30 protein-coding genes and 1 tRNA gene are annotated in these 25,981 nt (G+C 68.4%); 13 read left to right on the forward strand and 18 right to left on the reverse strand.

Translation table 11 applies throughout. The annotated features are described in order from the left end of the window. Positions 1-155: 155 nt before the first annotated feature. From NKG96_RS10720 to NKG96_RS10750, 7 genes are all read right to left on the reverse strand, one after another. Positions 156-320 (reverse strand): hypothetical protein, encoded by a 165-nt coding sequence (locus NKG96_RS10720; protein WP_254534926.1) that lies wholly within the window; start codon positions 318-320, stop codon positions 156-158. Positions 321-356: 36 nt separating this feature from the next. Continuing rightward, complete coding sequence (locus NKG96_RS10725; RefSeq protein ID WP_254534927.1) at positions 357-1,184, reverse strand: HAD-IIA family hydrolase; 828 nt, start codon at positions 1,182-1,184, stop codon at positions 357-359. A 102-nt stretch (positions 1,185-1,286) separates the two neighbouring features. Next, positions 1,287-1,430, reverse strand: a complete 144-nt coding sequence (locus NKG96_RS10730; RefSeq protein ID WP_254534928.1) for a hypothetical protein — start codon at positions 1,428-1,430, stop codon at positions 1,287-1,289. A gap of 267 nt (positions 1,431-1,697) precedes the next feature. Next, entirely contained in the window at positions 1,698-2,093 is a 396-nt protein-coding gene (locus NKG96_RS10735; protein ID WP_254534929.1) for a MaoC/PaaZ C-terminal domain-containing protein, read from the reverse strand. Between the two features lie 63 nt (positions 2,094-2,156). After that, positions 2,157-2,798: a uridine kinase gene (gene udk / locus NKG96_RS10740; protein WP_254534930.1), complete on the reverse strand. Its 642-nt coding sequence runs from the start codon at positions 2,796-2,798 to the stop codon at positions 2,157-2,159. Positions 2,799-3,224: 426 nt separating this feature from the next. Continuing rightward, positions 3,225-4,547, reverse strand: coding sequence for an MFS transporter (locus tag NKG96_RS10745; protein WP_438267349.1), 1,323 nt, complete (start codon positions 4,545-4,547; stop codon positions 3,225-3,227). Next, a complete protein-coding gene (locus NKG96_RS10750; protein WP_254534932.1) occupies positions 4,544-5,128 on the reverse strand; it encodes a PaaI family thioesterase in 585 nt (194 codons plus the stop codon). Before NKG96_RS10750 ends, NKG96_RS10745 begins: the two co-directional genes overlap by 4 nt. Positions 5,129-5,243: 115 nt before the next feature. Here NKG96_RS10750 and NKG96_RS10755 point away from each other — a divergent pair, with 115 nt between their 5' ends. Further along, on the forward strand, positions 5,244-5,984 hold the full coding sequence (locus tag NKG96_RS10755) for a helix-turn-helix domain-containing protein (protein ID WP_438267350.1): 741 nt from the start codon (positions 5,244-5,246) through the stop codon (positions 5,982-5,984). A gap of 257 nt (positions 5,985-6,241) precedes the next feature. Here NKG96_RS10755 and NKG96_RS10760 read toward each other — a convergent pair whose 3' ends face one another. Then, on the reverse strand, positions 6,242-7,429 hold the full coding sequence (locus NKG96_RS10760) for an alpha/beta hydrolase family protein (protein ID WP_254534934.1): 1,188 nt from the start codon (positions 7,427-7,429) through the stop codon (positions 6,242-6,244). 117 nt (positions 7,430-7,546) lie between these two features. Between NKG96_RS10760 and NKG96_RS10765 the strand changes: the two genes are divergently transcribed. Then, complete coding sequence (locus NKG96_RS10765; RefSeq protein WP_254534935.1) at positions 7,547-7,948, forward strand: nuclear transport factor 2 family protein; 402 nt, start codon at positions 7,547-7,549, stop codon at positions 7,946-7,948. Positions 7,949-8,026: 78 nt separating this feature from the next. After that, positions 8,027-9,322 (forward strand): 3-phosphoshikimate 1-carboxyvinyltransferase, encoded by a 1,296-nt coding sequence (gene aroA / locus NKG96_RS10770; protein WP_254534936.1) that lies wholly within the window; start codon positions 8,027-8,029, stop codon positions 9,320-9,322. Between the two features lies 1 nt (position 9,323). Here aroA and NKG96_RS10775 read toward each other — a convergent pair whose 3' ends face one another. Continuing rightward, positions 9,324-9,776, reverse strand: coding sequence for a DUF6653 family protein (locus tag NKG96_RS10775; protein ID WP_254534937.1), 453 nt, complete (start codon positions 9,774-9,776; stop codon positions 9,324-9,326). A gap of 83 nt (positions 9,777-9,859) precedes the next feature. On the opposite strand from NKG96_RS10775, the gene NKG96_RS10780 reads away from it, so the two are divergent. Continuing rightward, entirely contained in the window at positions 9,860-11,047 is a 1,188-nt protein-coding gene (locus NKG96_RS10780) for an iron-containing alcohol dehydrogenase family protein (protein WP_254534938.1), read from the forward strand. 5 nt (positions 11,048-11,052) lie between these two features. On the opposite strand, the gene NKG96_RS10785 is transcribed toward NKG96_RS10780, so the two are convergent. Then, a complete protein-coding gene (locus NKG96_RS10785) occupies positions 11,053-11,904 on the reverse strand; it encodes a winged helix-turn-helix domain-containing protein (protein WP_254534939.1) in 852 nt (283 codons plus the stop codon). A gap of 93 nt (positions 11,905-11,997) precedes the next feature. On the opposite strand from NKG96_RS10785, the gene aroC reads away from it, so the two are divergent. From aroC to NKG96_RS10800, 3 genes are read left to right on the forward strand one after another with little or no spacing between them, the layout of a single operon-like run. After that, the gene (gene aroC, locus NKG96_RS10790; RefSeq protein WP_254534940.1) at positions 11,998-13,170 is read left to right on the forward strand and encodes a chorismate synthase; all 1,173 of its coding nucleotides are present in this window, start codon (positions 11,998-12,000) and stop codon (positions 13,168-13,170) included. 18 nt (positions 13,171-13,188) lie between these two features. After that, positions 13,189-13,812: a uracil-DNA glycosylase gene (locus tag NKG96_RS10795; RefSeq protein WP_254534941.1), complete on the forward strand. Its 624-nt coding sequence runs from the start codon at positions 13,189-13,191 to the stop codon at positions 13,810-13,812. A 48-nt stretch (positions 13,813-13,860) separates the two neighbouring features. Beyond that, positions 13,861-15,558, forward strand: a complete 1,698-nt coding sequence (locus NKG96_RS10800; protein ID WP_254534942.1) for an acetate--CoA ligase — start codon at positions 13,861-13,863, stop codon at positions 15,556-15,558. Here the strand turns inward: NKG96_RS10800 and NKG96_RS10805 are convergent. Both NKG96_RS10805 and NKG96_RS10810 read right to left on the reverse strand, forming a co-directional pair. Further along, entirely contained in the window at positions 15,546-16,241 is a 696-nt protein-coding gene (locus NKG96_RS10805) for a hypothetical protein (RefSeq protein ID WP_254534943.1), read from the reverse strand. The genes NKG96_RS10800 and NKG96_RS10805 overlap by 13 nt on opposite strands. Positions 16,242-16,315: 74 nt before the next feature. Beyond that, positions 16,316-16,522, reverse strand: coding sequence for a hypothetical protein (locus NKG96_RS10810; RefSeq protein ID WP_254534944.1), 207 nt, complete (start codon positions 16,520-16,522; stop codon positions 16,316-16,318). A 54-nt stretch (positions 16,523-16,576) separates the two neighbouring features. Here NKG96_RS10810 and NKG96_RS10815 point away from each other — a divergent pair, with 54 nt between their 5' ends. Further along, positions 16,577-17,323: a hypothetical protein gene (locus NKG96_RS10815; protein ID WP_254534945.1), complete on the forward strand. Its 747-nt coding sequence runs from the start codon at positions 16,577-16,579 to the stop codon at positions 17,321-17,323. Positions 17,324-17,363: 40 nt separating this feature from the next. Beyond that, positions 17,364-17,449: transfer RNA gene (locus tag NKG96_RS10820), tRNA-Ser, on the forward strand. A gap of 215 nt (positions 17,450-17,664) precedes the next feature. Here NKG96_RS10820 and NKG96_RS10825 read toward each other — a convergent pair. After that, entirely contained in the window at positions 17,665-17,820 is a 156-nt protein-coding gene (locus NKG96_RS10825; RefSeq protein ID WP_254534946.1) for a DUF7563 family protein, read from the reverse strand. Between the two features lie 154 nt (positions 17,821-17,974). Here NKG96_RS10825 and NKG96_RS10830 point away from each other — a divergent pair, with 154 nt between their 5' ends. Next, positions 17,975-19,225, forward strand: coding sequence for a S8 family peptidase (locus NKG96_RS10830; RefSeq protein WP_254534947.1), 1,251 nt, complete (start codon positions 17,975-17,977; stop codon positions 19,223-19,225). A gap of 15 nt (positions 19,226-19,240) precedes the next feature. On the opposite strand, the gene thrC is transcribed toward NKG96_RS10830, so the two are convergent. From thrC to NKG96_RS10855, 5 genes are all read right to left on the reverse strand, one after another. After that, positions 19,241-20,440, reverse strand: a complete 1,200-nt coding sequence (gene thrC / locus NKG96_RS10835; RefSeq protein WP_254534948.1) for a threonine synthase — start codon at positions 20,438-20,440, stop codon at positions 19,241-19,243. Positions 20,441-20,485: 45 nt separating this feature from the next. Continuing rightward, positions 20,486-21,949: an amidophosphoribosyltransferase gene (gene purF / locus NKG96_RS10840; protein WP_254534949.1), complete on the reverse strand. Its 1,464-nt coding sequence runs from the start codon at positions 21,947-21,949 to the stop codon at positions 20,486-20,488. 194 nt (positions 21,950-22,143) lie between these two features. Continuing rightward, positions 22,144-22,320 carry a 50S ribosomal protein L37e gene (locus tag NKG96_RS10845; RefSeq protein ID WP_254534950.1) on the reverse strand — a complete coding sequence of 59 codons (177 nt, stop codon included), beginning with the start codon at positions 22,318-22,320 and terminating at the stop codon, positions 22,144-22,146. After that, entirely contained in the window at positions 22,317-22,502 is a 186-nt protein-coding gene (locus NKG96_RS10850; RefSeq protein ID WP_254534951.1) for an LSM domain-containing protein, read from the reverse strand. The genes NKG96_RS10845 and NKG96_RS10850 overlap by 4 nt, the downstream gene beginning before the upstream one ends. A 120-nt stretch (positions 22,503-22,622) precedes the next feature. Next, positions 22,623-23,249, reverse strand: a complete 627-nt coding sequence (locus NKG96_RS10855) for a histidine phosphatase family protein (protein WP_254534952.1) — start codon at positions 23,247-23,249, stop codon at positions 22,623-22,625. 95 nt (positions 23,250-23,344) lie between these two features. On the opposite strand from NKG96_RS10855, the gene NKG96_RS10860 reads away from it, so the two are divergent. From NKG96_RS10860 to NKG96_RS10870, 3 genes are all read left to right on the forward strand, one after another. Continuing rightward, on the forward strand, positions 23,345-23,842 hold the full coding sequence (locus tag NKG96_RS10860) for a hypothetical protein (protein WP_254534953.1): 498 nt from the start codon (positions 23,345-23,347) through the stop codon (positions 23,840-23,842). A 37-nt stretch (positions 23,843-23,879) separates the two neighbouring features. After that, positions 23,880-24,827 (forward strand): zinc-dependent metalloprotease, encoded by a 948-nt coding sequence (locus NKG96_RS10865; protein WP_254534954.1) that lies wholly within the window; start codon positions 23,880-23,882, stop codon positions 24,825-24,827. A 173-nt stretch (positions 24,828-25,000) separates the two neighbouring features. Then, positions 25,001-25,954 (forward strand): TSUP family transporter, encoded by a 954-nt coding sequence (locus NKG96_RS10870; protein ID WP_254534955.1) that lies wholly within the window; start codon positions 25,001-25,003, stop codon positions 25,952-25,954. Positions 25,955-25,981: the final 27 nt, after the last annotated feature.

The raw sequence follows: 25,981 nt of genomic DNA on the forward strand, positions 1-25,981 counted from the left end.
CCGGCGCGCTAGAGTACGGGGACGCTGGAACGCCACCGCTCCACGAACCGTTTTTTCCACCGGACGTCGTCGGCAGACCCGTCGGTGACGGGTCGGTCTCGAAGGGAGAACTGTGTGGGCGATGCGGCGACAGGGCTAGGCGACCGGCGGATCGGTCACTCGCGACCCCGGCGAGCCTGGTACGACCGGTAGCTCATCGCCGACCCCTCCACGATGACCGTCTCGCGGCTGACCGCGGCGGTCTCGGGTTCGGTCGGTTCGTCGTCTATCACGTCGTCGTCCACCTCGCCGAACAGGTACGGACTGTCCTGATTCCTCATATCACTGTGTCCGGCGTCCGTCTACTTAAACCTATGTCAGACGACACCGTGTAGCACGGTCGGGAGGTCGCCGAGTCCGTCGACCACGAAGTCGGGGTCGAGGTCTCCCTCGACGGGCGCGACGAGGCGGGGCGTCTCGCCGTCGAGGTCGACGTCCGTGCGCGTGGTCGTCCCCGAGAGGACGAGGACGGTGGTCATCCCGCCGCGCTTGCCGAGGGCGACGTCGGTGTCCGGGCGGTCACCGACGACGAGACACCGGTCGAGGGGGTGGCCGAGGCGTTCGCGTACGATGTCGAGCGTCTCTTCGGAGGGTTTGCCGAGGACGTGGTCGGGGGCGCGTTCGGCCACGGTGGCCACCGCGCGGGTGATGGCCCCCGACCCGGGCCGGTCGCGGCCGTCCTCGCCGGGGTAGGTGAGGTCGGGGTCGGTGCCGACGAAGGCGTCCGCGCCGTCCAGCGCCCACAGACCCTCGGTCAGGTCGTCGTAGTCGAAGTCGTAGGTGTGGGAGGTGACGACCACGTCCGCGGCGTCGGGGTCGTCGGTCGTCCGCACGTCCGCGTCGGCGACCATCTCGCGGAGGCCGTCGCTCCCGATGAGGAAGACGTCGTCCGTCGCGTGGTGCTCCGCGAGGTACGTCGCGGTGAGCGACCCCGCCGAACAGACCTGCTCGGGTCGCACGTGGAGACCGAGCGACCCGAGGCGTTCGGCGTACGCCTCGGGCGAGCGGGTCGGGTTGTTGGTGACGAACAGGCAGTCGATTCCCCCGTCGCGGAGGGCCTCGACCCCCTCGCGCGCGCCGTCGAGCAGTCGTCCGCCCCGGTAGACCGTCCCGTCGAGGTCGACGACCGCACCGCGGATGTCCATGGCGTCACCACTCGCGGGGCGGTGTTAACCTCGCCGGGTGTGCCGTGGTGCGCCGCTGCTCGGTCGGGTCTCGAAGAAGAATCGAGCGTCGGAACGGCCGGTTTACAGGCCGCGCAGGCCGCCGGGCGTCGGGAAGTCGTACGTGTCCTCGGTCTCCGTCTCGGCGTCCTCGGCCTCGACTTCCTCCTCGACGTCGGTTTCGGCTGTCTCCGCTTCTTCCTGTTCGGGGGCGATGGTCTCGGGCATGTCTATCCGGCGGTCGGGAGTGAAGCATCTTAAGGCCTTGCTACCACAACATAATATAGCACACTGTGTCTTGATGAGTATAAGGGTGTCAATAGAGAACATGCAGTATTAGAGACACGACTGGTCGGTGCTGTCGAGTGTCACGTGGCGTCGAGAGCCACGAGACGGGGGCAGTCACGGGACGGTATTTGTCGGTAAACACAGTCTGCACTCGAGCGTCTCGCCCGGGCGGCCGAATGACCCGCGGACGACCGGCGGGGGAACTGACTACTGCTTCCAGATGATCCCCGTCACTTCGGCCGTGAGCACCGTCTCGTCGTCGCGTTCGCGCGCACACTCCACCGCCACCTCGATGTCGTAGCGGTCCTCGCGTTCCTCGACGGAGTCGGTGACCCACTCGCAGTGGATGGTCTCGCCGGTGTAGACGGGCCGCCGGAAGTAGAACTCCATCGCCCGGGCGAGGACGCTCAGGTCCCCGCCGATTTTCGTCTGGAGACTCGCCGTGAGGAGACCCTGCACGACGAGTCGGCCCTCTTCGTCGGGTTCGGAGTGGATGGCCTGGTCGTCGCCGGTCACCTCGCTGAACTGCTCGACGTCCCCGTGAGTGAACGTCCGCTCGTAGCGGTAGGTGTCGCCCTCCTGCGGGGGGTAGCTGGTGTCCATCGGACGGGACTCGTGGTGCGGGGAGAATAACTGTCGGGGACCGGCCGGAGGGCGGTGGGGGACTCAGGCCTCGAGGGTGCGCTCGCCGTTCTCGCGCACCTCGGCGTGAATCTTCTTGATGAGGAGGTCGATAGCCGACCGGTTCAGCCCCTCCGGGATGATGACGTCGGCGTGTTTCTTCGTCGGTTCGATGAACTGCTCGTGCATCGGTTTGACGGTGCTCAGGTACTGGTCCATCACGCCCTCCAGTTCCCGGCCGCGCTCGATGACGTCGCGCTGGATGCGCCGGAGGATGCGGACGTCGGCGTCGGTCTGGACGTAAACGCAGAGGTCGAACAGGTCGCGCACGTCACTCTCGTACAGCGAGAGGATGCCCTCGACGATGATTATCGGCGTGGGTTCGACGGTCACCGTCTCCTCCTTCCGGTTGTGGGCGGTGAAGTCGTACTGGGGCATCTCCACCGAGTCACCGGCCACGAGCGAGGAGAGTTGCGCTGCGAGGAGGTCCCACTCGAACGCGGAGGGGTGGTCGTAGTTCACGTCCTCGCGCTCCGCCATGGGGAGATGCGAGAGGTCGCGGTAGTAGTTGTCGAGCGGAATCCGGGTGACGGCCTCGCCGACGGCCTCCTTCACCTCGCGTGCGACGGCCGTCTTGCCCGCCCCCGTCCCCCCCGCGATGCCGATGACGAACGAGGGTCTGGTCATACCCTGACCTTCCGGCGCGGACGCTTCAATCATACGGGTTCGGGTCGCCCCCGTGAATCGGCTCCACGGCATCGGAGCGACGGCGAGCCCGGACCACGACGGACTGGCCGGACGAACCACACGGCGCACGCTTCGGTCGGGTGCGAGCGACAGCGAGCGCCGACTGGATTCCCGTGCGAGGGACGAGCGACGCGGTGAGCGACCGGCGGGAGCGAGTCCCAAAGCGAGTCGGCCGGGGAGGGTGTGGCGCTCGATGAACCGAGTGGGAGGCGTCATCGAACGACTCCTGCGGCAGATGATTTCGTTTGACTCCGACTGCACCAGCCGTTAGACGCGTGCCGCGAGTGTGACACCATCGTTTCGTTCACGTGGCGGACGTATGGAATGTCCGATGGACCCTGCTCAGGATGTCGTGAGGACTATCGATCAGCTATCGAGTCGCTGTATGGCCCAGAACGCACACACTACCATGAGAACTGTAGCACCAGCCGCAAGCGCAAATCCGATTCTGTATCCAGTCTCCGTGTAGACACGCGCTCCGTTGATCGTTTCTCCCGTCCAGAATGCATCGAGCATGGCCCCGAACAGTACCGGAAAGACTGCCGCACCGAACCAGCCCATCGAGTTTATCGCTCCAATGGCAGTCCCAGCGGCGGCCGGATCGAACCGCTCTTTGATAACGGTGAATGTAAGCGCTCCACCACCACCCATGAACCGTGCGGTGAAGAACAGCGCCCCGACTACGAGGAGGTTTACAGTCCCGAACACGGCGAACATCACCCAAACGAAAGTGACGGTTATGACTGCACCGAGAACCAACGGCATTCGCGTTTCCAACCGGTCCGAGACGACGCCAAAGACCATCGGCCCGAGCATCCAGCCAATTCCAGCGACGAGAATATAGGATGAGGCGACGGTGACAGTCAGACCATACGACTGCACGAGGTACGGGATTCCCCAGAGACCGAAGATAGTGAAATCCACACCGATTCCACAGAATAGGAACAGTCCGAGGAGCCACGTCACGGGCGTCCGGAGGACGTGAGAGAGATTCGATTTGATGTCGGCACTGCTCTGGGTGGGGGCAGGCGGGACGCCATCGATTTGGGACAGTCCGGCATCCCTCGGAGTGTTACGAACCGCAGTATACACGAACATCGCGGTGAGCCCCCCGGCAACTCCGATTCCAAATATTGATTCGCGCCATCCGATTCGACTCACGGCCATCGCCAACGGAGTCGTTGCGAGTATTCCACCCAGCGCACCGACGGTGAGCGTCAGCCCGGACAACGTCGCAAATGCGTTCGCTCGAAACCAGTTCGCACAGAATCGGAGTACCGCCAGATACAGCACGCTTGCACCGAGTCCGATGAGTGCCCTCGCAGCGAATGCAACCGGAAACGTGGGACTGACAGCGAACACCAGTGCTCCGACACTCATGACGAGCGTGCCATAGACTGCCGTCTTTCGTGACCCGGCGTAATCGGTGATAATCCCCGCGGGAAGTTGGAGCGCCGCATAGAGATAGAAAAACGACGAGTGGAGGAGTCCTAACTCAGTACCGGTCGTCGCGAACGACCGTACGAGGGCTTCCGCGAGTACGCCCATCGAGGTACGATGAAGCCCAACGAAGAGAAACGCGAGAGACAGGGCGGCCCACCCCACCCACCGACGGTAGTATGGGTCCGTCCACATCGCAGAGAGGGTCGATTGCACCCCCGACTGGACAGACGCTGAGTCCTCGCTCATCGGCCTGCAGCGGCTTCGCCTCGTAACGTCAGACAGACGCTCTGGAGGTGGGCGACGAGTTCCCCGTCCGGTCCGGTGACATCACACGTGACCAGCCCCACGGTTCGTCCTGCATCCATGACCTGTCCCGTCGCAGTGAGCGGCTGCTCCCAGACGGGCCGCCGGAACTTGACGTCCAATTCGAGTGTCGTGAACGATTCGTCGTCGTCGAGTCGACTCGCGTAGGCGGCCCCCATCGCCAAGTCACCAATGTCACAGAGAACACCACCGTGAAGCGTTCCCATCGGATTAGCGTGTTCTGGCCCAGGATCGAGCGTCACGACGGCTTCGCCGTCTCCGGCCGACTCCAATTGAAATCCGAGTAACTCTGCAATCGGTGGATTCGTCTCTAACGGGTTCGAGTCGGGGCCTGCCCCCTCATCGTGCCGGTCCGTATAGGCCCTGATGGAGTCTTGCATCTGTACATGACTCCTCGCGAGAGCCGCGAGCGTTTCCGCGACCGGGTCATCGCCATCTTCCAGTCGCTCGGCTACATCGATGGGGAGTTCTACTTCGAGGTTGCGGGTATCCGGGTCGTTCACGCCACGCTGTTCGGCAGAGAACCCCGTGATTCTTTGTTCGCGTATACGTAACAACCAGGCAGGAACCCCCTCAAACCTCCCGAAGTGATTTGGAGAGGCGAGGTATATGTTGTATATGCGCGAATTTGTTTTCGCAGCCCGATACGAACGAGGAGCTGATTCCCTCATGGACGTGTTCATCTCGTATCCAGATCTCGTCGGCCGTGCACTCCGGATTGCCGGATCGAGTGCAGGACTCTGGCGCGTCGACCGGTTAGTCGGGCCAGAAGACGCACTCAACGAAGTAGAGCGTGTGATGACGGATCACTCGGTGTGCAACGAGTGTCTCGGGGAGCATCCCGGTTGCACTATCGAGGGGGAGTACGAGGTGGTCGCGGAGGGAGACGAAAGTCGGCTCGTCTACGCGTATACGTCCGGCGGGAGGTACTGCCACTCGATCCCCTTCTTCACAACCCAGACCGTCGGGAATGGGGCGCTGTTCGATGCACGACGGCGCGAGAACGTGTACGAGTGGCGGGTCCTACTCCCAGGTGAAACGAAGGGCGGTGAGATTTTCGACCAGCTACAGGACGGGCTCCCGAAGGGCGTCGATATCTCGCTGAGCCAAGTTGGGTCCCCGTCGGCCTGGCCGAGCGCAGATCTCTCACAGAAGAACCTCCCGTCCGACCAGCGGCGGGCCATCGAGGCAGCTGTCGAGTGCGGGTACTACGGAACTCCGCGAGAAGCATCGCTGGGTGACGTGGCTGCTGCACTCGACCTTCCGAAATCGACACTTCGGTACCGGCTCCGCAGAGCGGAGGAGTGGCTGACGAACACGGTATTCAGTGAAGCCACGCACGAGACAGACGAAGGATAATCCCGGGTGTCAGAGTCGATCGGTGTTGTAGTTGTATGAACCGCCAGAGAAAATCCCCGTACCGATCGGTTCCTATATCGCCTACAGCAATCGATCTGCTTTTTCCATAGTCTCGTCGAGAACAGTGCTGCATTCGCACTCTGTATGCAGCACGCTGAAACTGACAGAACAGCAAGTGGTTGTTCTTCTGTCTGATAGACTCACGCTCTCCGTCTCTCAGTCCGGTCCCCAGGGTTCACACGGCCACGAACCCACACTCACAACATCCCGTCGAGCCAGTCGTAGATCGTATCGACCGCGAGTCGCAGGTTTCCCACCTGACAGTGTTCGCCCGCGCCCTCTTCCGTCTCGAACACCCGCACAGTCGTCGGCCCACCCAGCAGGTCCGCGAACTCGCGGGCCATCCCCACCGGGACGAAGTGGTCGTCCTCGCCCGCGAGCACCAGCGTGGGGCAGGTCACCGCTCCCGCCACGTCGACCAGCGAATACTCGCGCAAGACCCGCTGGAGTTCTGCCGCCGAGTCGACGCCGAACACCCACCGCGAGTTCGTCATGAGCCAGCGCGCCTCGACGCTGGAGCGCGTGGCGAGCCCCGCGAACGCGTTCACCACCGCGTCGGGGACGGACAGGAGCGCGCGGGCGAGCCACGGCGTCTCGAACGCCGAGGCACCCCAGAGGTCGTGCATGTGGTCGAAGGCGACGCAAGCGGCGATTCGGTCGTCGAACGCCGCGGCGCGGGGGGCGTAGTAGCCGCCGAAGCTGACGCCGAGGAGGGCGAGACGCTCCGAATCGACACCGTCCTCGACGTCGAGGACGTCGAGGACCGGTCCCACGACGTACTCCCAGTCGGGGCGGGCGGTCAGCCCCTCGTACCGGAGCGGCGCGCCCTGTCCCGGCCCCTCGAACAGGCAGACGGCGTACCCCCGAGCGAGCGCCTCGGGCACGCCACAGAGGAAGTACAGCTCCTCGCCCAGCGAGTCGAACCCGCCGAGGCAGACGACAGTGGGTCGGGGACCGTCGCGTCCCGGCGGGGTGAGCAGGTAGCCCGGAAGGGTGGTGTCCTCGTACGGGACCTGCAGGGTTCGGACCGCCACGTCGGACAGGTCGAGTGCGGCGCGGAACGCCTCGCGGGAGCGTTCGTAGGTCGGCAGGCGTCGCGGATCGTCCGGCGCGAGGAAGAACTCCGCCGTCCGGTAGTAGGTGTGCGCGCGCAGGAGAGCGCTCCGGGCGGTCCGGCCGTGATTCCCCTCACGGGCGGTCGCGGCGGCCTCCTCGACCCGTCGGGCAGTCTGCCCCCACTCGCGGTGCCACGCCTCGGTGTCACCCTCCGGGATTCGCTCGGCGGTGACGAGCACCTCGCCGGGTTCGGCCCCGCCGAAGGTGGTCGCCGAGAGCGCCCGGAGCGTCTGGTAGTCGAAGGCCCTCCCCTCGAAGTGGACGCGCATGTGGTCGGAACGGGTGCACGGGGCGAAAGCTTACCGTCCGGACCCGACCGCGTGACGTTCTCGGAGCGCTGCAGAAACCGTTAATCCCGGAAACGCCCTCCCGTCAGGTGAACAGCCATGTCCGGAGTCGCCACACAGTCGAACGTCGAACGCGCGGAGGCGCTCTACCGCGCGTTCGCGAGGGGGAACTTCGAGTCGGTCACCGAGGGGATGACCGAGGACGTCACCTGGATCGAGGCGGAGGGGGCGCCCTACGGCGGGACGTACATCGGACCGGAGTCCGTCGTCGACCACGTCTTCACGCCGCTCGCCGAGGACTGGACCGAGTTCCACGTCGTCACCGAGCGGTTCGTCGACGGCGGCGACGTCGTCGTCGTCACGGGGACGTACAGGGGGACCCACGCGACGACGGACAGGCGCTTCGAGGCGCCCTTCGCCCACGTCCTGACGATGAGAGACGGGAAGCTCGCCCGCTTCGAGCAGTACACCGACACCTACCTCGTCCGGCAGGCGGTCTGACCGCCGACGGGTCCCTCGTAGCAGGCCAACGCTGCGCCGTCCGGAACCCTGATTGCCGGCCCCTCCGGAGGCCGTCGCATGGACGTCCACGTCTCGCAGTCGTCTGTCTCGGGGAGCGCACGCGTCCCCCCGTCGAAGAGCTACACCCACCGGGCCATCCTCGCGGCCGGGTACGCCGAGGGGGCGACGGTGCACCGACCGCTCGTCAGCGCCGACACGAAGGCGACGATGCGGGCGGTGGAGGCCTACGGCGGCGGTGTCGAGCGGTCGGCCGACGACAGCCGCCTCACCGTCGAGGGCTTCGACGGCAGGCCCGACGTCCCCGACGACGTCATCGACTGCGCCAACAGTGGAACCACGATGCGCCTCGTCACCGGGACGGCCGCCCTCGGCGACGGCCTCACCGTCCTCACGGGCGACGGGTCGCTTCGCTCCCGACCGCAGGGACCCCTCCTCGACGCGATCGAGCAACTGGGTGGGCGCGCCGAGAGCACGCGGGGGAACGGGCAGGCCCCCCTCGTCGTCGGCGGCGCAATCGACGGCGGCCGGGTGTCGATTCCGGGCGACGTCTCCTCGCAGTACATCACCGCCCTGTTGATGGCCGGCGCGGTGACCCCGGAGGGCATCGACGTCGAACTGGAGACCGAACTCAAGAGCGCGCCGTACGTCGAGATAACCCGCGAGGTCCTCGCCGACTTCGGCGTGGAGACCGAGCACACCGACGCGGGGTTCACCGTCCCCGGCGGGCAGTCCTACGACCCCGAGGGCGGCGAGTACACCGTCCCCGGCGACTTCTCCTCGTCGTCGTACCTGCTCGCGATGGGCGTCCTCGCCGCCGACGGCCCCTTCGAGGTCCGAGGAGTCTACCCGAGCGCGCAGGGCGACTCGGCCATCGTCGACGTCCTCGAACGGATGGGCGCGGCCATCGAGTGGGACCGGGAGGACGGCGTCATCACCGTCGAGCGCTCCGGCCTCACGGGCGTCGAAGTGGACGTGGGCGACACGCCGGACCTCCTGCCGACCATCGCCACCCTCGGGGCGGCCGCCGACGGCGAGACGCGCATCGTCAACGCCGAACACGTCCGCTACAAGGAGACCGACCGCGTGAGCGCGATGGCGACCGAACTGGAGAAGATGGGCGCGCGCGTCACGGAGGAACAGGACTCGCTGACCGTCCACGGCGGCGACTCGGAGCTTCGGGGAGCCGAAGTGGAAGGGTACGACGACCACCGCATCGTCATGTCGCTGGCCGTCGCGGGCCTCGTCGCCGAGGGGACCACCACCGTCGAGGGGGCCGAACACGTCGACGTCTCGTTCCCCGGGTTCTTCGAGGTCCTCGCGGACGTCGGGGCCGAGGTCCACTGGGAGGAGTAGGCTACTCGGCCTCCGCCTCCGTCCGCCGAACGATTTCCGCAATCCACCACAGCTTCAGGCCCATCAGGCCGAACGTCCCCAGAACCGTCCCGAGGGGGCGCTTCCGAATCGCGGCCCAGAGCGCGTACCCCGAAACGGGCAGGTTCAGCAGGTTGAGGACGTTCGGGTAGGAGAAACTCACCGTTCCGTTTCCCGCCCGGAGCCACTCGCGTTCGGCGAGGACCCCGCGACTCATCCACGCGTCGGGGCTGTCGGGCCTCGGAAAGAGGACGGGATTGACGGCGGTGTAACCGATGGCCGCCGCCAGCAGTCGCCAGTCCCGGCGGTAGAGGGCGTACAGGAGGACGGGACCGGTCGCCAAGCGCGTCCACCCGCTCCACGGGTTCGAGTGGCGCTCCCAGAAGGTGTCGGCGAGGCGGTCCCGGCGCGTGCGGGTCCGCGTGTCGGATGCCATGTTCCCTCTAGGTCGTCCTTCGGCGTAGCCGCGTCGCCCGGCACGCCAACTGTTAACCCGCGACCGGGCGTCCTCGAATCACCATGGACCCAATCGGCGGTTTCGAGTACGACAACGTGGCCGGGCGCATCGCCTTCGGCCGGGGGTGCGTCGCGGACCTCTCGGAGGCCCTCGCGAATCTCGGCGCGGACCGCGCGCTGGTCGTCTGCGGGTCGAACGTCGGCGCGAACAGGGGGACGATGGACCCCATCAGAGAGGGCCTCGGCGACCGACTCGTCGGCATCTTCGACGGCACGGCCCCCGACAAGAACGCCCGCTGCGCCTTCGAGGGGCGCGAGGCGATGGCCGACCACGGCGCGGACGCACTCGTCGCGGTCGGCGGCGGGAGCAGCATCGACGTGGCTCGCGCGATGCGGGCGCTTCACGCCGACGGGCGGAGCTACGACGAGGTCAGGGAGGCGGCCGAGGAACAGGGGCGTCTCCCCATCCCCGACGCCGACTTCGTCCCCCTCGTCGCCGTGCCGACGACGCTCGCGGGCGCCGACCTCTCGACGGTCGGGTCGGTGACCTTCCGCGAGGGCGAGGCGACCCTCGGCGCGGGCTACATCGACCCCGACCTGATGCTCGAGGCGCTGTTCTACGACCCGGACCTCTTCGAGACCACCCCCGTGGGTGCGCTCGTCGGGTCGGCGATGAACGGCTTCGACAAGGGCATCGAGGCGCTGTACGCCCGCGGCGCGAACCCGCTGACCGACGCGACGTCGCTTCGCGGCCTCGCGCTCCTGCGGCCCTCGTTGCCCCACGTCGCCGACGACGACCGGCCTCCGGGGGTGATGGACAACGCCGTCGCGGGAATCGTCGCCGTCCAGTACGGACGGGCCACCCGGGACCCGGGGCTCCTGTCGCTGATTCACGCCTTCGGCCACGGCCTGCGCGAGGAGGGCGTCCAGCAGGGCGTCGCGCACGCGGTGATGGCCCCACCGGCCCTCGACTACCTCTTCGAACAGGTCGACGGCCGCCGCGATTTGCTCGCCGAATCGCTCGGCGTGGGCGACGACGAGGACCCCGCAGAGGGCGTCGTGAGCGCCGTCGCGGACGTCCGCGACGGGATGGGGCTGCCGTCGCGCCTCCGCGACCTGGAGGAGGTGGAGGAGGACGCCCTTCCCCGAATCGCCCGCGTGGTCGCCGAGGACGGCTTCATGGCGAACGCGCCGGCGGGACTGGACGCCACCGAGGAGGAACTGCTGGCGGTCCTCGAAGGCGCGTGGTGACCTGACTACCGATCGGAACGCGATACGTCGGTGACGGTCCCGTCGGAGCCGACGCGCGCGGTCAGCGTGTCGCCGTCGAGTGTCACCTCGATGATGACAGCCTCGCCGTCGATAGTTTCGTCGGTGGTGAGGTGCGATGAGAGCCGCCACGACGGGGTCATCCCGAGGTCAATACCGTGGTCGTGGAAGAACCCCTGAGCGGCGGGGTGGTAGCGGACGGGCGTGCTGGCGGAGGTGCTGGCGAGGTCACCACAGCGCTCGCAGCGCCACTCGACGCGCGGCGGGTCCTCGTCGATGTCGAGGGAACCGGCCAGTCGTCCGGCGCAGTTGGCACAGAACCCGGCGGTGATGCGCTGGAAGAGCGTCCAGAGCCACCGATCGAACGCGCCGGGCAGTTCCTCGCGGTCGTACTGGTCGAGGGTCCCCGGCGGGAAGGAAAACTGGTTCCGGAATACCTCGCAGGCGGTACAGTGGACGTGGACCTGTTCGTCGTCGTAGGTGACTCGGAGGGTGTTCCCGCCGCAAGACGGACAGGGGTCGTCGAGTTCGATGGGGTCCATCGAGGCGACGGCGGTGTAGGTCCCCGCGACGAGTGCGCCCACGAGCTGGAGACCCGCCAGCGTGAGTTCGTAGCCCTCGTCGTCCTGTTTGACGAACGTCCCGACGAGTTTGCCGAGGTGGTAGTTGAACTGCCCGGAGTCGCGCACCCCGACCCGTTCGCGCAGGCCGGAGAACGAGACGGGACCGTCGGACTCGACGAGGGCGCGGAGGATGCCGAGGCGCGTCTCGTTGCCCAGCAGGGCGAACATCGCCTCGGGCGGCCGGCGCTCGACGCTGACGCCGTTCGTGTCACTCATGGCGGAGTTGGCGGTGCCCGTCGGCTTGAGGCTGTCGGGCGGCGCGTTGCGCGTTCTGCAAGGTTGAAATGCCCGCACCACCCAGCGAGGGTAATGAACGGCAATCAGTTCGGGCGGCTCTTCCGCGTCACCACCTACGGCGAGAGCCACGGCGAGGCGATGGGGGCCACGATTTCGGGCTGTCCCGCGGGCGTCGAACTCGACACCGAGGCGGTCCAGCGCGAACTCGACCGGCGCAAGCCCGGCCAGTCGATGATAACGACGAGTCGGGGCGAACCCGACCACGTCGAGATTCAGTCGGGGGTTCAGGACGGTTACACGACGGGGACGCCCATCGGGATGGTCGTCCAGAACAAGGACGCCCGCTCGGGCAAGTACGAACCGTACGTCACCGCGCCGCGCCCGAGTCACGGCGACTTCACCTACTCCGCGAAGTTCGGCACGCGCAACTGGGGCGGCGGCGGGCGCTCTTCGGCCCGCGAGACGGTCAACTGGGTCGCGGCGGGTGCGGTGGCCAGACAGGTCCTCGAGCAGAGCGAGTACGACGTGCAGGTGAAAGCCCACGTCAACCAGATCGGCGACATCGAGGCCCCCGAGGTCACCTTCGAGGAGATGCTCGAACACACCGAGGAGAACGAGGTGCGCTGTGCCCACCCCGAGACGGCCGAGGCGATGCGCGAGCGTATCGACCAGTACCAGCAGGAGGGCGACTCCATCGGCGGGGCCATCTACTTCGAGGCGCGCGGCGTCCCCCGCGGACTCGGCGCACCCCGTTTCGACTCCTTCCCGGCGCGCCTGGGACAGGCGCTCATGGCCGTCCCCGCGACGACGGCCTTCGAGTTCGGTCTCGGCCGGGACGCGCGCTCCGTGACTGGGTCCGAGCGAAACGAGGACTGGGAGTTCGACGAGGACGGCGACCCCCGGCCCGTCGCCAACGACCACGGCGGCCTGCAGGGCGGCATCACGACGGGCGAACCCATCTACGGCGAAGTGACGCTCCACGCGCCCACGTCCATCCCGAAGAAACAGCGGACCGTGGACTGGGAGACGCGCGAGGAGAAGGAGATTCAGGTCGTGGGCCGTCACGACCCCGTCCTGCCGCCACGCGGCGTCCCCGTCGTGGAGGCGATGTGCTACCTCACCGTCCTCGACTTCATGTTGCTCGGCGGGCGCATCAACCCCGATCGACTGGACGCTGACGTCGGCCAGTACGACACCGACTACCACCCGCGCAGTCCGGAGAACGTCGCACGGGACGAGGAGTAGTCCGGCACGACCACGAACATGGACGCCCGTCAGGACCGCCTCGCCAATCCCCTCGGGATGGACGAGGACTGCGCCGCCTGCCCCGACCTCTGTGAGACGCGCTCCCGGGTCGTCCACGGCTACGGCCCCGTCGACGCCGACGTGGTGGTCGTCGGCGAGATGCCGAGTTCGGAGGCCGACGACTCCGGGGGACCGTTCGAGGGGACGCAGGTCCCCGGGATGCTCGCGGAACTGGGCCTGTGGGACGAGGCGTCGGACGAACCCCACGACGCCTACCTCACCCACCTCACGCGCTGTCGCCACCCCGACCGGGGACCGACCGACTCGGAGGAACGGAACTGCGACGCCTTCCTGAGCGCAGACGTGCGGATGGTGAGTCCCGAACTCCTCGTCCCCGTGGGCGGACGCGCCCTGCGCGCTCTCGCCGCGGACCACACGACCCGTGACCCGACGACCCTCGACGTCGAGGCGTGTCACGCCACCACGGTACGAGGGCGGGGGTTCGACCTCCTCCCGACCGTCGCCGACCCGGACGAGGCGGAGCGCGCGGCGTTCGTCGCCCACGTCCGCGGGGAACTGGGGCGGGACTACCGACAGACGAAGGGGCGGCGCGGGAGCGAATCGCGGGCGCGTGAGGAGTGACCCCTGCCGGGGAACGTTATTTGGTACCACGGCGAAAACCCGCGACCGATGCCGTGGCACCTCACCCTCGACGAGTCCTCCTACGAGGCGGCCCGCGAGTCGTTCTCGTGGGACCTCCCGCCCGACTACAACCTCGCGCACGACTTCCTGCGAAAACACGAGGACACGAGAAAGCCCGCGCTCCACATGGCGTACCCGGACGGAAACCGCGAGCACTTCTCCTTCGCCGCCCTCGACCGCCTGTCGAACCGCCTCGCGAACGGCCTCGCCGAACGCGGCGTCGGGCGGGGCGACCGGGTGGCCGTCGTCCTCTCCCAGCGACCCGAGAACGCCCTCACGCACCTCGCGTGCTGGAAGCTCGGGGCGATTTCGATTCCCCTCTCGGTCCTCTTCGGGGAGGAGGGCCTGCGCTACCGACTGGACGACGGCGGAGCCGAGGTGGTCGTCACCGCACCCGATAGGACGGCGACGGTCCTCGACGTCGCGCCGGAGTGCGAGGCGCTGGAACACGTCGTGGAGGCGACCGAGGGGGGCGACGTGGACGACGCGGGCGAGGTCCCGGACGGGGCCGTCGCCTTCGCAGACGTCCTCGCGGACGACGACACGTTCGACATCGTCGAGACGGACCCGGAGACGCCCGCCATCATCATCTACACCAGCGGGTCGACCGGACCGCCGAAGGGCGTCCTGCACGGTCACGGCGTCTGGGTGGGCCACTGCCCGGCGTTCTCGATGTACTTTGAACACGACGTGACGGGCGTCCACTGGACACCCGCCGACTGGGCGTGGATCGGCGCGCTGGGCGACCTCGTCTTCCCGGCGTGGCACTACGGGCAACCCGTCCTCGGCGCGCCGTCGAAGAAGTTCGACCCCCAGCGGGCGTTCAGGCTCATGGGCGAGTTCGACGTGACCAACGCGTTCGTCCCGCCGACGGCCATCCGCATGATGATGAACGTCGAGGACCCCGCCGACGCCTACGACCTCTCGCTCCGGGCCATCTGCTCGGGGGGCGAACCGCTCACGCCCGAGATTCTCGACTGGGCCGACGAGGAACTCGCGGGCACCGCCGTCAACGAACTGTACGGACAGACCGAGGCCAACCTGCTGGTGACGAACTGTCGGCAGTGGTTCCCCGCGCGGGCCGGGAGCATGGGGAAACCCGTCCCCGGCCACGAGGTGGGCGTCATCGACCCCGAGACGGGCGAGGCGGTTCCGGTGGGCGAGGAGGGCGAGATAGCCGTCCGGCGCGAGGGCGACCCGGTCGTCTTCCGGGAGTACTGGAACCAGCCCGAGAAGACGGCCGACGCGACGGTGAGCGGGTGGCACCGGACCGGTGACCTCGGCTACCGCGACGAGGACGGCTACGTCTGGTTCAAGTCGCGCGACGACGACGTCATCATCACGGCGGGCTACCGCGTCGGTCCCGGCGAGGTGGAGAGCGTCCTCCTCGAACACCCGGACGTGGAGCAGGTGGGCGTCGTCGGCGTCCCCGACGAGACGCGCGGCGAGGTCATCAAGGCGTTCGTCCAACCCGTCGCGGGCGTGCGCGGCGACGCCGCCCTCCGCGAGGAACTCCAGGACCTCGTGCGCGAGCGACTGGCCAAACACGAGTACCCCCGGCGCATCCAGTTCGTCGAGGAACTGCCGACGACGACGACGGGGAAGATACAGCGCCGCGTCCTCCGCGAGTGGGAGACCGACGGCGGTTCGGACGGGGACGGCGGCCCCGCGAATCAGTCGCCGTAGCGACGGGCAATCTCGCGGTCGTACTCGTGGCGGACCCGCGTCTCGGCGCGGCGCATCGCGCGCATCGACTCGTCCGTGTAGTCCACCGAGAGCGTCGGCAACCGGGCGGCGAGGGGGCCGCCGAGCAGTTCACTCGGGGTCAGGTCCGTCCGGAAGTCGAGCCACTCGCGGTACGGGCGCATCTCGGGGGCGAACTCGAAGTTGGCGGCGACGAGCGTGCGCGCCTCCTCGGCCGTGAGCGACGCCCGCACCGCGTCCCAGAACGACTCCTCGGGCGACGCGACGACGGGTTCGACCGTCTCGCCAGCGCGCTCGAACCGCCCGACGACGGCGTCGGCGACGGCCGCACGGGTTTCGGCGGGCGTTTCCGGGCCGAGGTTTCCGTAGTAGGCGTCGGCGGCGAGGATGGTCTCCCGGCGCGTCTCGACGGGGTCGCCCGCCGCCACGGCGTCGAGCATGGCGCTCACCTGTCTCCGGGCGTCCTCGCGGAACCCCTCGATTTCGGGGCGGACGACGTACTCGTCGAGGAGGCGGTTCTGCTTGAGGAGAGCGTCGACCGCCCGGCCCGCGGCGTTGGTGCTCCCGCGGCGGACGGCGCGGACGGCGTCGAACTCGTCGTAGGTGGCCTCGACGATGGCGTCGACGGCGTCGAACAGGCCCGACTCGGTGGCCGCTCTGGTCATCGTCGGGACGAGGGGCCGCGCGTAGATGAGTCAGTCGGGTCGGTCGCCCCCGCCCACGGGCGACGAGTGAGGAGTCACCAGTACGCGCTCTCCAGTCGCTGTGCCGCCCGCGACCCGAGGGCGGCCCCGAGGAGGGCGACGGCGGCGACCAGTCCGAGAACGACGGCCGACGGGGTGACGTACGAACTGCCCAGCAGGTCGAGCACCGAGACGAGTGCGCCGAGGGCAACGACGACGACGGCGAGCACCGCGAGCGCGCCCGTCGTGCGGGAGAGTGCCATATCCGGTGATTCCGAAGCCGGGAGCATAAAGCCGCCGGGGACGCGAGTGTCGGTATGACCACCGTCGCCGTCCTCTGTGACCCGCCGCGACCCGGCCTCGTCCTCCCAGACCTCGTCGATTCCTCGCCGCTGTCGTCCGAGGAGGCCGCAGACCTCTACGCCGCCATGCTGGGCGACGTCTGTCGGGCCGTCGAGACCAGCGGCGGGGAGTTGCTCGTCAACTACCGCGACGACGACGCCCTCCCCGTCGACGGCGAGGGGAGCGCCGAGGCCGAGGTGCGTTCGGTCGTCCGGAACGCCCTCTCGGACCCCGACGAGGCGCGCTTCGAGGTGCAGGTCGGCGAGACGTTCGCCGGCCGCGCGGGCAACACCGCCACCCACCTCCTCGACGGCGAGGGCGTCACCTCCGTCGCCGTCGTCGAACCCACCGCCGCGTTCCTCGCCCGGTCGCACGTCGACAACGCGGCGATGAAACTCCGGTCCAGCGCCGTCGTCCTCGGTCCCTCCACACGGGGACGGGTGTACTACGCCGGCTTCCGCGAGACGGTGGACTTCGACGCCGCGTACACCGCCCCCGAGGTGGAGACGCTGACCGACCGCGGTCTCGACGCCGGCCACGACGTGGACTACCTGCCGATGCTCCCCGTCGTTGAGACGGGCGACGACCTCGCGGACGCACTCGCCCTCATCCGGGCGCGCCAGCGGGCGGGGCGCATCGTCCCCCAGATGACCGCCGCCGCACTGGACGATATCGGGGTGACCGTCGTGGGCGAGGGCGACGACCTGTCGATCGCGCGCTGACCGACAGCGAAAAGAGGCCCCCGCCGGAAGTCGGGGGTGTGGTGAGGTGGCGGAGCCTGGCCTAACGCGCCGGTCTTGAAAACCGGTGGCCTTCGTGCCTCCTGGGTTCGAATCCCAGCCTCACCGCATTCTGCTGCGAACCACGGCGAACAGTGCCGAGCGAATGCGAGGCATCTGTTCGCGGATACGTGAGCAGCGAATCGTGAACGCTGACGATTCGAACAGGAAGCGGAGCGAACGGAGTGAACGGAGTGACCGGGTTCGAATCCTTGCCCTGTTCTCCCGTCAGTCACGAACCCGTCCCTATCGGGTGTCGGCGAGCGAGGAGAGGAGGTCGGTCGCTACTGTCTCGGCGAGCGCGCCTTCCGGACGTCGGCACCGTCGCGGAGTTTGTCCTCACAGTGCGGGCAGACGCGGACGGTGTCCATCCCGCGCGGGGCGAACACCTTCACGTACTCCTCGGTCACGACGGCGTCGCAGTTCTCGCATTCGGGCATGGACGGATACAACGGTCCTGCGGGGATGTGTGTTGAGCCTGCTATATCGAACCCGCGAGCGCCGAAATGGTTCCTTTCCGGAATTGTAAGTAGTGATTTAACGTCGGGGCGGGTAGTGTGGTGATGCACGGCGGCTCCACCGTCGTCTGCTACTATGACCCACAAAATCGTCTACCTCTCGCGGCGGCCGGAGGTCCTGTTCGAGGCGGAGTGCACAGTTCTCGAGACTTACTGCTTCGACGACGACCTGACGGCGGCGTACGTCGAGTTCGACGGCGACACCCGAACCCTCGACGCACCGGGCGTCCTCGGCGTGGAGGACCTCACCACTGTGGAACCGCTGTACGAACCCGGCGACGTGGGCGAGGGCGTGGCGACCATCGAGGACGTCCGCCGCCTGCACGACGTGCCCCGGAGGGGGGCGACTGGCGAGGGCGTCACCGTCGTCGCGATGGACTCCGGCGTGGACTCCTCGCATCCGGTCTTCTCCGACGTGCGCGTCGAGGAGGTCGACGTGACCGGCGACGGCAAGGGCGACGACGTGGGCCACGGGACGGCCGTGATGGGTCAGATAACGCGCCTCGCGCCCGGCGCTGACCTCATCGCGCTCCGCATCTTCGGCGGCGAGGGGAGCACGAAGACGAACGTCATCCTGCGGGCCTACGAGTGGCTGCACAACAACACCGACCGCTACGAGGTGGTGAACATGTCCTGGGGCGCCCAGGAGGTCACCAAGCAACTGGACCGCGTGCACAACCGCCTCGTCGAGAAGGGTGTCAGGGACGTGACGGCGGCGGGCAACACCGGCGAGAAAGCGGGGAGTCCCGGCACCGCAGAACGCGCCTTCAGCGTCGGCGCCTGTACCGCCGAGGGGAAGATGGCCGAGTTCTCCTCGTACAACCCGGACCGGGACAACCCGGACGTTGCCGCCATCGGGAAGGACAACCGCCTCGCGGGGGCGGAGGGGACGTCGATGGGGACGGACCTCGACGGACCCTGGGTGAAGGCGTCGGGCACCTCGTTCGCTGCCCCCGAGGTGGCAGGGATGGTCGCCAAACTCCTCGACGCCCGCGGGGGCCTCCCGCCCGAGCAGGTGATGCGGGCGTTCGAGGCCGGCGCGCGGAACATCCCCGACCAGCCGAAGGACGGCGCGGGCCTCGCCGACTACCGGGACACCCTCTGGGAGGCGGGCGGCGGGTCGAAACCGGAACCGGGGCCCGACGAACCGGGGACGCCAAGCGAGCGAGGCGAGTCCGTCGTCTTCTCCGTCGGTGGGAGACAGGTGGCCGTTCTCGCCGCCGACTGTCTCGACTCGGGGTTCTACGAGACGACCTGTGAAGACGACGACGGCGAGACCGTCGTCAGGTTCGCGTCGTCGAACGGCGGGTCGGGCGAGGGAGACTGAGCGGGAGGGTACTGTTCACTCCGACGCCAACAGGTCCTCGACTCGCTCACGGAGGCCGTCCATCCCGACGATCGCGACGTCCTCCGGGGCCACCTCGCCGCCGGCCACCTCCGTTCCCGTCCCGACGAGGACCACGTCCTCGCCCTCCTCGACGTTCCCCGTCTCACGCAGTTGGGAGAGGGCCGCCAGCGGCGTCGCCCCGGCGGGTTCGACGGCGAGGCCGGCCTCGCGGGCGAGTCGGCGCTGTGCCGTCCGGATGGCGTCGTCGTCCACGGCGAGGACGGCCCCGCCGGTGTCGCGGGCGGCCGCGAGCGCACGGGTCCCGCTCGGTGGGTCGGCGTTCGCGATGGAGTACGCGATGGTCTCCCCCACCCGTTCGACCCGTTCGACCGCATCGTCGCCGCGGTCGAATGCCTCGGCGATGGGGGCGCAGGCGGCCGTCTGGACGAAATAGAGGCGCGGGAGGCGGTCGATTCGTCCCGCCCCTTCGAGGTCCCGGAGGCCCTTCCAGACCGCGCTGGCGTTCCCGCCGCTGCTGACCGGGAGGATTACGGCGTCGGGGACCTCGGGCGCGAACGTCTCGCACACTTCGTAGGCGAGCGTCTTCTGGCCTTCGACGCGCAGAGGCACGTCGGAGTTGAGGAACGGGACGCCGAGGTCCGCCCCGAGTTCGAGCGACCGGTCGTAGAGGCGGCCGTAGTCGCCGTCGACTCGCAGGACCGTCGGTCCGTAGCGCGCGATGGGCGCGAGGCGCGATTCGGGGATGTCGGCGGGGACGAGGACGACGGCGGGGGTGCTGGTACTGGCGGCGTGGGCGGCGACGCTCCGCGCCATGTTCCCGTGCGAGACGGTGCCGACGGCGGGTGCGCCGTCGTCGAGGGCGGCCGCGACGCCGACGGCGCTCCCTCGGTCCTTGAAACTCCCCGTCGGGTTCGCGCCCTCGTACTTGACGTGGACGCGCACTCCGCCGTGGTCGAGTGGGGGGGTCCGGACCAGCGGGGTGCCGCCCGCCGCGCCCGCGAGTCCCGTCGGCGGGTCGACGGCCAGCAGGTCCCGGTAGCGCCACATCGAGTCGGGGCCGCCCGCGGGCCAGTCGTCCCAGAACCCGTCGGTCGGCGTCGCTATCCAGAGCGGTTCGCCGCAGTCACAGCGGGCTGCGGTGGTGTCGTGGGTCGCGCCGCAGGCGTAACAGGTCCGGCGCGTCGTCTGGTTCACACACCGAGTGACGCGCCCGACGGCAAAGCCCCACCGGACGCGGTGTCAGTCGCCCGCGCTGGCGGACGGCCCGATGACGGGTCGTTCCACGTCGCGGTCTGTCGGTTCCCCGTCGATGTCGTAGGGGTACTCGCCGGTGACACAGCCCAGACAGAGGTCCGTGCGCGCGGAGTCGAGGGCCTGTGCGACGGCGTCGATGGAGAGATACGACAGCGAGTCCGCGCCGATGGTCTCGCGGATGTCCTCGACCGACTGGTTCGCCGCGATGAGTTCCTCGCGCGAGGCCATGTCGATGCCCATGTAGCAGGGGGCGACGATGGGCGGCGCGCCGATGCGCATGTGGACCTCCTCGGCTCCCGCCTCGCGGAGGAGGGCGACGAGTTGGTTCGAGGTGGTCCCGCGCACGATGGAGTCGTCGATGATGGTCACCGACTTCCCCTCGACGGTCGACCGGATGGGGTTGAGCTTCAGGCGGACGGCCCGTTCGCGGGCGTCCTGCGTCGGCATGATGAACGTCCGGCCGACGTAGCGGTTCTTCATCAGGCCCTCGGCGAACTCGACGCTCGCGTCTTCTTCCTGTGCGGCTTCGGCGTACCCCGAGGCGAACGCGCGTCCCGAGTCGGGGACGGGCATCACGACGTCGGAGTCGACGCCCGACTCCTCCCAGAGCAGGCGACCGAGTTCGCGGCGCACCTCGTAGACCAGTTCCCCGTCGATGATGGAGTCCGGGCGGGCGAAGTAGACGTGTTCGAAGAAGCAGTGGGCGGTGTTCTCGCGGTCGACCAGTTGGTAGGACTCGAACCCGGAGCCGTCGGGTTCGAGGACGACGAGTTCGCCCGGTCGCACGTCCCGGACGAGTTCGCCGTCCAGCGTGTCGATGGCGGCGCTCTCGCTGGCGAGGACGTAGCCATCCTCCAGTTCCCCGATACACAGCGGGCGGTTGCCCTCCGGGTCGCGCACGCCGACGACGGTGTCGTCGTGGGTGATGGTCAGGGCGTACGACCCGTGGATGCGGTCCATCGTCCGGCGGACCGCCCGAATGAGGTCGCCGTCGAGGAGGTTTCGTGCGAGGTCGTGGGCGATGACCTCCGTGTCGCCGTCACTCGTGAACGCGTGGCCCCGTTCTTCCAGCGAGTCGCGCACCTCGTCTGCGTTGACGAGGTTCCCGTTGTGCGAGAGGCCGAGCGATCCGCTCTTGAACGAGACGGAGAACGGCTGAGCGCAGGAGGCGTCGACGCTCCCCGCCGTCGGGTAGCGGACGTGCCCGATGCCGACGCTCCCCCGGAGACCGTCGAGGTCGGCCTCGTCGAAGGCGTCGCCGACCAGACCCATCCCGACGTGGTCGTACTGCTGGAACCCGTCGTGCGTGACGATGCCGGCGGACTCCTGGCCCCGGTGCTGGAGGGCGTACAGGGCGTAGTAGAGGGGCCGCGAGGCGTCCCGGTCCGCGAGGGACACGCCCACGACTCCGCACTTCTCCGTCGGGCCGTCGAACCGCCCGTCAGTCATGCGAGAGGCTGGGAGTGCCTAGCGTAAAAACTCCACCATCCTGTCGATAGTCTCCCACGCCCGTCCCGAAGTATTCACGTTCGTGTATATCTCGGAGAGTGTGGACGACGCCGGCGACTGTCGGCAGAACGGCGACCCGACGCGGACGCACCGCTACGGAGTGTGGAGAACGGAGAGAGAGCGCGAGGGACGATTCAGTGGTCGCCGGTCTTCGACTGCCAGGCGTACTCGCGACGCTTGGCCGTCTTGCCGAAGCCACAGGACGCACACGCCTTCTTCTTGATGTGGTAGGATTTCTCGCCACAGCGGCGGCACTTCACGTGGGTCGTCTTGTTCTTCTTGCCTTGAGATGGGGTTCCTGCGCCAGTCATGGGGTTATCGAGACGACGTTATCGCCGCGGATAATCGTTACGTCTTCCCCTTCCTCGATGACGAGGTTCATGTGCTGGTCGTACCCGGAGAGCGACCCCGAGAACACCTCGCCACCCTTGAGGTTCACCGTGACCTCCTTACCGAGCGATTCCTCCAGAACGTCGAGCGGTCGGCCGGCCATACGTTGTCGCCTCTTCCCGTCGTCTTAATACCACCGGGACACCGCTCGGAACCACGGCTCGCCCGCTCAACGGGTGATCCGGCGTCCGGCCAGCGTACCGCAGGCGGGACGGCCGTCGGTCTACAGGACGCCCGTCTCGTTCTCGCGGACCACCGTCGCCTCTCGGGCCGTCCCGTCCCACGTCACCTCCGTGAGCGAGCAGTTCGCCGGGGCGTGGTCGTCGAACCCGTCCTGCGGGCCGATGCCCCGGACCGTCGAGAGGAGGACGACGATTGGCGCGGTGCGGGTCACGAGGACGACGGTTCCGGCGGGGTCGTCGGTCAGCGCTCGCCACCCCTGCAGGACCCGGTCGCGGAACTCGGCGGTGCTCTCGCCCGACGGCGGCCGTTCGGACTCCGGAACCTCACCGCGCCGGTAGCGCGCGGCGAGGTCCGGGTCGGCCTCGGCCACCTCCTCGTCCGTGAGGCCCTGGTACACCCCGAAGTCGCGTTCGCGCCACCCCGGTTCCGGGCGGATGTCGTCGTGGGCGGTGCCGAGACAGTCGGCGATGGCCCGCGCGGTGAGCGTCGCCCGCCGGAGGTCGGAGGCGTAGAGACGGTCGACGTCGTAGCGCGCCGCGATGTGCCGGCCCACCCGGGTCGCCTGCTCGCGCCCCCGGTCGGTCAGCCCGATGGGTGCCCACCCGCTGACGCGCCCGGTCCGGTTCCACGGCGACTCGCCGTGGCGCACGAGGAGGAGTCGCTCCACGGCGCGAGGAAGGCCGGCGGGGGCAAGGCGCTGTCGCGTCGCCGTCCACCGACCGCAGCCAAACCGCTAAATGCACGCCGAGCGATTGGTCGTCCATGCCAGACATCACCCTGTTCGAAGTCGACCTCTCGGGGACGAAGTTCGTCGCCCCCTTCGGCCACTACCACGAGGGCGAGGCCTACCACGAAGACGACGACGAGGGCGGCAGGAACTGGAAGCTCCTCGGCGGCCTCGTCGTCGTCGGCCTCGCCGCCCTCGGCGGGGTCGCGTTCGTCCTCAAGCGAAAGCTCGGCGGAGGCGACGACAAGGACGAGGACCGCGAGGCCGGGGAGTTCGAGGCCGAGGGCCGCTTCGGGTTCGACGAGGAGTTCGACATCGACGCCGAGAACGAGGACGGGGACGAGGAGTACGAGTTCGACCGCGAGTCGACCGACGATTCCTCGCGGAAGGGCGCCGTCGCCGCCGTCGTCGGCCTCCTCTTTCTCATCCTCGTGACGGCCATCGTCAAGCGCCGCGGGTCCGAGTCCAAGGACGCCACGGACATCGAGGTAGAGGCGGCCGACACGGGCGCGACGGCGGAACGGGAACGGTAGCCGGAAGGCCTTTGGACGGCTCACGCCTGACACTCGTATGAGCTTCTATCGCGCGGCGCGTGCGGTCACCGACGCCTCGGGCGACGGACCGGTCGACTGGCTGGCCGTCGCCGAGGCCGCCAAGGCCGTCACCGCCCGCGGCGACCTCGACCTCACCGACGCCGAGCGGACAGGCTACGCCGACGACGTGAAGGCCGCCCGCGACCGGGTGCGGTCGGTCGGCGGCGTCGACTTCGATCTCCCGGACACCGTCGAGGTCCAGCATCGCCACCACTGGATCGACGCCAACATCGGCACGTTCCGGCGCGTCCTCGACCAGCTCGACACCGGCCAGTCCGTCATCCCGGGTATCGCCCGGTCGCTCAACACCGGGTCGATGGCCTTCTCCATCGCCTTCCTCGCGAACAACGTCCTCGGGCAGTACGACCCCCTCCTGCTCTCGCAGTCCGACGACCACCGCCTCTACTTCGTCCACCCGAACATCGAGCGCGTCGCCGACCAGCTCGACGTGGACCGCGACCGCTTCCGGCGCTGGATCGCCTTCCACGAGGTGACCCACGCCGCCGAGTTCGGGGCCGCGCCGTGGCTCTCCGACCACCTCGAGTCGCTCATCGAACGGACGCTCGCGGACCTCTCGTCGGCCCGCTTCAACCGCGCGGACTTCCAGGAGATAGACACGACTATGACCGCCGTCGAGGGGTACGCGGAGCTGCTGATGGACCGCACCTTCGACGACGAGTACGCCGACCTCCGGCGGAAACTCGACCAGCGACGGCAGAACGCCGGCCCCATCTCGATGCTGTTCCGCCGCCTGCTCGGCCTCGGGCGCAAGCGCCGCCAGTACGAGCGCGGCAAGACCTTCTTCGAGGGCGTCGCCGCCGCGCGCGACCTGAAGACCGCCGCGCTGGTCTGGGAGCGTCCGGAGAACCTCCCGACCGACGACGAACTCGACAACCCGACGATGTGGCTCCGCCGAGTCGCCTGATTCGGCAATTATTGCCGAGGTCGGCGACGGGGCCAGCGGCGCACGTCCGGGTCCGTCGCCCTCACGTCCCCGGGTTCGAGCGTCTCGGGAGTGTGAGGGCCGTCACAGTACCGGGCGATGGTTACCGGTGGTGACGGCCCTTTCAGGCGTTGTACCGTACGCTCGGGGACACGATGGCTACACGCGACGCGACGGTCGACCTGCGGGGGTTCCTTCGAAACCTGCTCTCGCTCCAGTATCGGGAGGTGTTGATGGCGACGGCGACACTGGCCGTCGTCGCGGGGGCCGTCCTCCTCTTTCCGGGCACCGAGAACATCACGGCGGGCCTGTCGGCGGACGTCGGGACGACGACCATCGCCCTGTTCCTCGTCGTCGCCATCGCCGCCGGCGTCGTCAAGGGTGCCGCCGGGTTCGGCTACGCCCTCGTGGCCACGCCAGTGTTCGCCTCGCTCATCCCGAACGGTACCGTCGCCGTCGTCGTCCTCGCGATTCCGCCGTGGATGATAAACGTCTTCCAGGTGGGCGAGACGAACACGGGACTGGAGTACGTCCGCCGGGAGTGGGCGCTCATCGCCCTCTCCGTCGTCGGTGCGGTCGTCGGCGTGTTCTTCCTCGCCGAGTTCCAGAAAGGGCCGCTCGTCCCCTTCCTCATCGCGTTGCTCCTCCTCGGCTACGTCCTCTTTCAGGTGGCTCGGCGGTTCGTCGTCGTCGAGGAGGCGCACAACCCCGTCGCACTGGGGAGCGTCGGCCTGCTGGAGGGGTTCCTGCTGGCGGCGACGAATCTCGGCCCGCTCCTCCCGGCGTACCTCCACACGTTCGAACGCGACCGCGAGCGGTACGTCGGCGGCCTCTCGATGGTCCTCGGGGCCATCTTCACCGTCCGCATCGTCCAGATGGCGTGGGTCGGCCTGCTGACGCCCTACCGACTCTGGCTCGGGTGTGCCATCGCCGTCGTCACCATCGTCGGCTTGCTGGCGGGGACGTACCTCCGCAGGCTGGGCATCGACGGCGAGCGGTTCGACTACCTCGTCACCGCACTGCTGTTCGTCATCGCGCTGAACATCCTCTCGAAGACGACCGGGCCCGCGCTGGCGAAGGCCGACGAACTGCTGGCGCTCCTGTTCTGAGCAGACGGGGACAGAATCGGACCGCCG

The organism is Halomarina litorea (assembly GCF_024227715.1).
GTDB classification, from domain to species: domain Archaea; phylum Halobacteriota; class Halobacteria; order Halobacteriales; family Haloarculaceae; genus Halomarina; species Halomarina litorea.

Bases quoted from the DNA above. Each gene is read 5' to 3' on its own strand.
- NKG96_RS10775 (WP_254534937.1), bottom strand. From the start codon at position 9,776: ATGGCATCCGACACGCGGACCCGCACGCGCCGGGACCGCCTCGCCGAC.
- NKG96_RS10830 (WP_254534947.1), top strand. From the start codon at position 17,975: ATGACCCACAAAATCGTCTACCTCTCGCGGCGGCCGGAGGTCCTGTTC.
- purF (WP_254534949.1), bottom strand. From the start codon at position 21,949: ATGACTGACGGGCGGTTCGACGGCCCGACGGAGAAGTGCGGAGTCGTG.
- NKG96_RS10810 (WP_254534944.1), bottom strand. From the start codon at position 16,522: ATGGCACTCTCCCGCACGACGGGCGCGCTCGCGGTGCTCGCCGTCGTC.
- NKG96_RS10735 (WP_254534929.1), bottom strand. From the start codon at position 2,093: ATGGACACCAGCTACCCCCCGCAGGAGGGCGACACCTACCGCTACGAG.
- aroA (WP_254534936.1), top strand. From the start codon at position 8,027: ATGGACGTCCACGTCTCGCAGTCGTCTGTCTCGGGGAGCGCACGCGTC.
- udk (WP_254534930.1), bottom strand. From the start codon at position 2,798: ATGACCAGACCCTCGTTCGTCATCGGCATCGCGGGGGGGACGGGGGCG.
- NKG96_RS10765 (WP_254534935.1), top strand. From the start codon at position 7,547: ATGTCCGGAGTCGCCACACAGTCGAACGTCGAACGCGCGGAGGCGCTC.
- NKG96_RS10795 (WP_254534941.1), top strand. From the start codon at position 13,189: ATGGACGCCCGTCAGGACCGCCTCGCCAATCCCCTCGGGATGGACGAG.
- NKG96_RS10805 (WP_254534943.1), bottom strand. From the start codon at position 16,241: ATGACCAGAGCGGCCACCGAGTCGGGCCTGTTCGACGCCGTCGACGCC.
- NKG96_RS10760 (WP_254534934.1), bottom strand. From the start codon at position 7,429: ATGCGCGTCCACTTCGAGGGGAGGGCCTTCGACTACCAGACGCTCCGG.
- NKG96_RS10755 (WP_438267350.1), top strand. From the start codon at position 5,244: ATGCGCGAATTTGTTTTCGCAGCCCGATACGAACGAGGAGCTGATTCC.
- NKG96_RS10780 (WP_254534938.1), top strand. From the start codon at position 9,860: ATGGACCCAATCGGCGGTTTCGAGTACGACAACGTGGCCGGGCGCATC.
- NKG96_RS10825 (WP_254534946.1), bottom strand. From the start codon at position 17,820: ATGCCCGAATGCGAGAACTGCGACGCCGTCGTGACCGAGGAGTACGTG.
- NKG96_RS10720 (WP_254534926.1), bottom strand. From the start codon at position 320: ATGAGGAATCAGGACAGTCCGTACCTGTTCGGCGAGGTGGACGACGAC.
- NKG96_RS10730 (WP_254534928.1), bottom strand. From the start codon at position 1,430: ATGCCCGAGACCATCGCCCCCGAACAGGAAGAAGCGGAGACAGCCGAA.
- NKG96_RS10865 (WP_254534954.1), top strand. From the start codon at position 23,880: ATGAGCTTCTATCGCGCGGCGCGTGCGGTCACCGACGCCTCGGGCGAC.
- NKG96_RS10725 (WP_254534927.1), bottom strand. From the start codon at position 1,184: ATGGACATCCGCGGTGCGGTCGTCGACCTCGACGGGACGGTCTACCGG.
- NKG96_RS10870 (WP_254534955.1), top strand. From the start codon at position 25,001: ATGGCTACACGCGACGCGACGGTCGACCTGCGGGGGTTCCTTCGAAAC.
- NKG96_RS10850 (WP_254534951.1), bottom strand. From the start codon at position 22,502: ATGGCCGGCCGACCGCTCGACGTTCTGGAGGAATCGCTCGGTAAGGAG.
- NKG96_RS10785 (WP_254534939.1), bottom strand. From the start codon at position 11,904: ATGAGTGACACGAACGGCGTCAGCGTCGAGCGCCGGCCGCCCGAGGCG.
- NKG96_RS10860 (WP_254534953.1), top strand. From the start codon at position 23,345: ATGCCAGACATCACCCTGTTCGAAGTCGACCTCTCGGGGACGAAGTTC.
- NKG96_RS10815 (WP_254534945.1), top strand. From the start codon at position 16,577: ATGACCACCGTCGCCGTCCTCTGTGACCCGCCGCGACCCGGCCTCGTC.
- NKG96_RS10845 (WP_254534950.1), bottom strand. From the start codon at position 22,320: ATGACTGGCGCAGGAACCCCATCTCAAGGCAAGAAGAACAAGACGACC.
- NKG96_RS10800 (WP_254534942.1), top strand. From the start codon at position 13,861: ATGCCGTGGCACCTCACCCTCGACGAGTCCTCCTACGAGGCGGCCCGC.
- NKG96_RS10745 (WP_438267349.1), bottom strand. From the start codon at position 4,547: ATGAGCGAGGACTCAGCGTCTGTCCAGTCGGGGGTGCAATCGACCCTC.
- aroC (WP_254534940.1), top strand. From the start codon at position 11,998: ATGAACGGCAATCAGTTCGGGCGGCTCTTCCGCGTCACCACCTACGGC.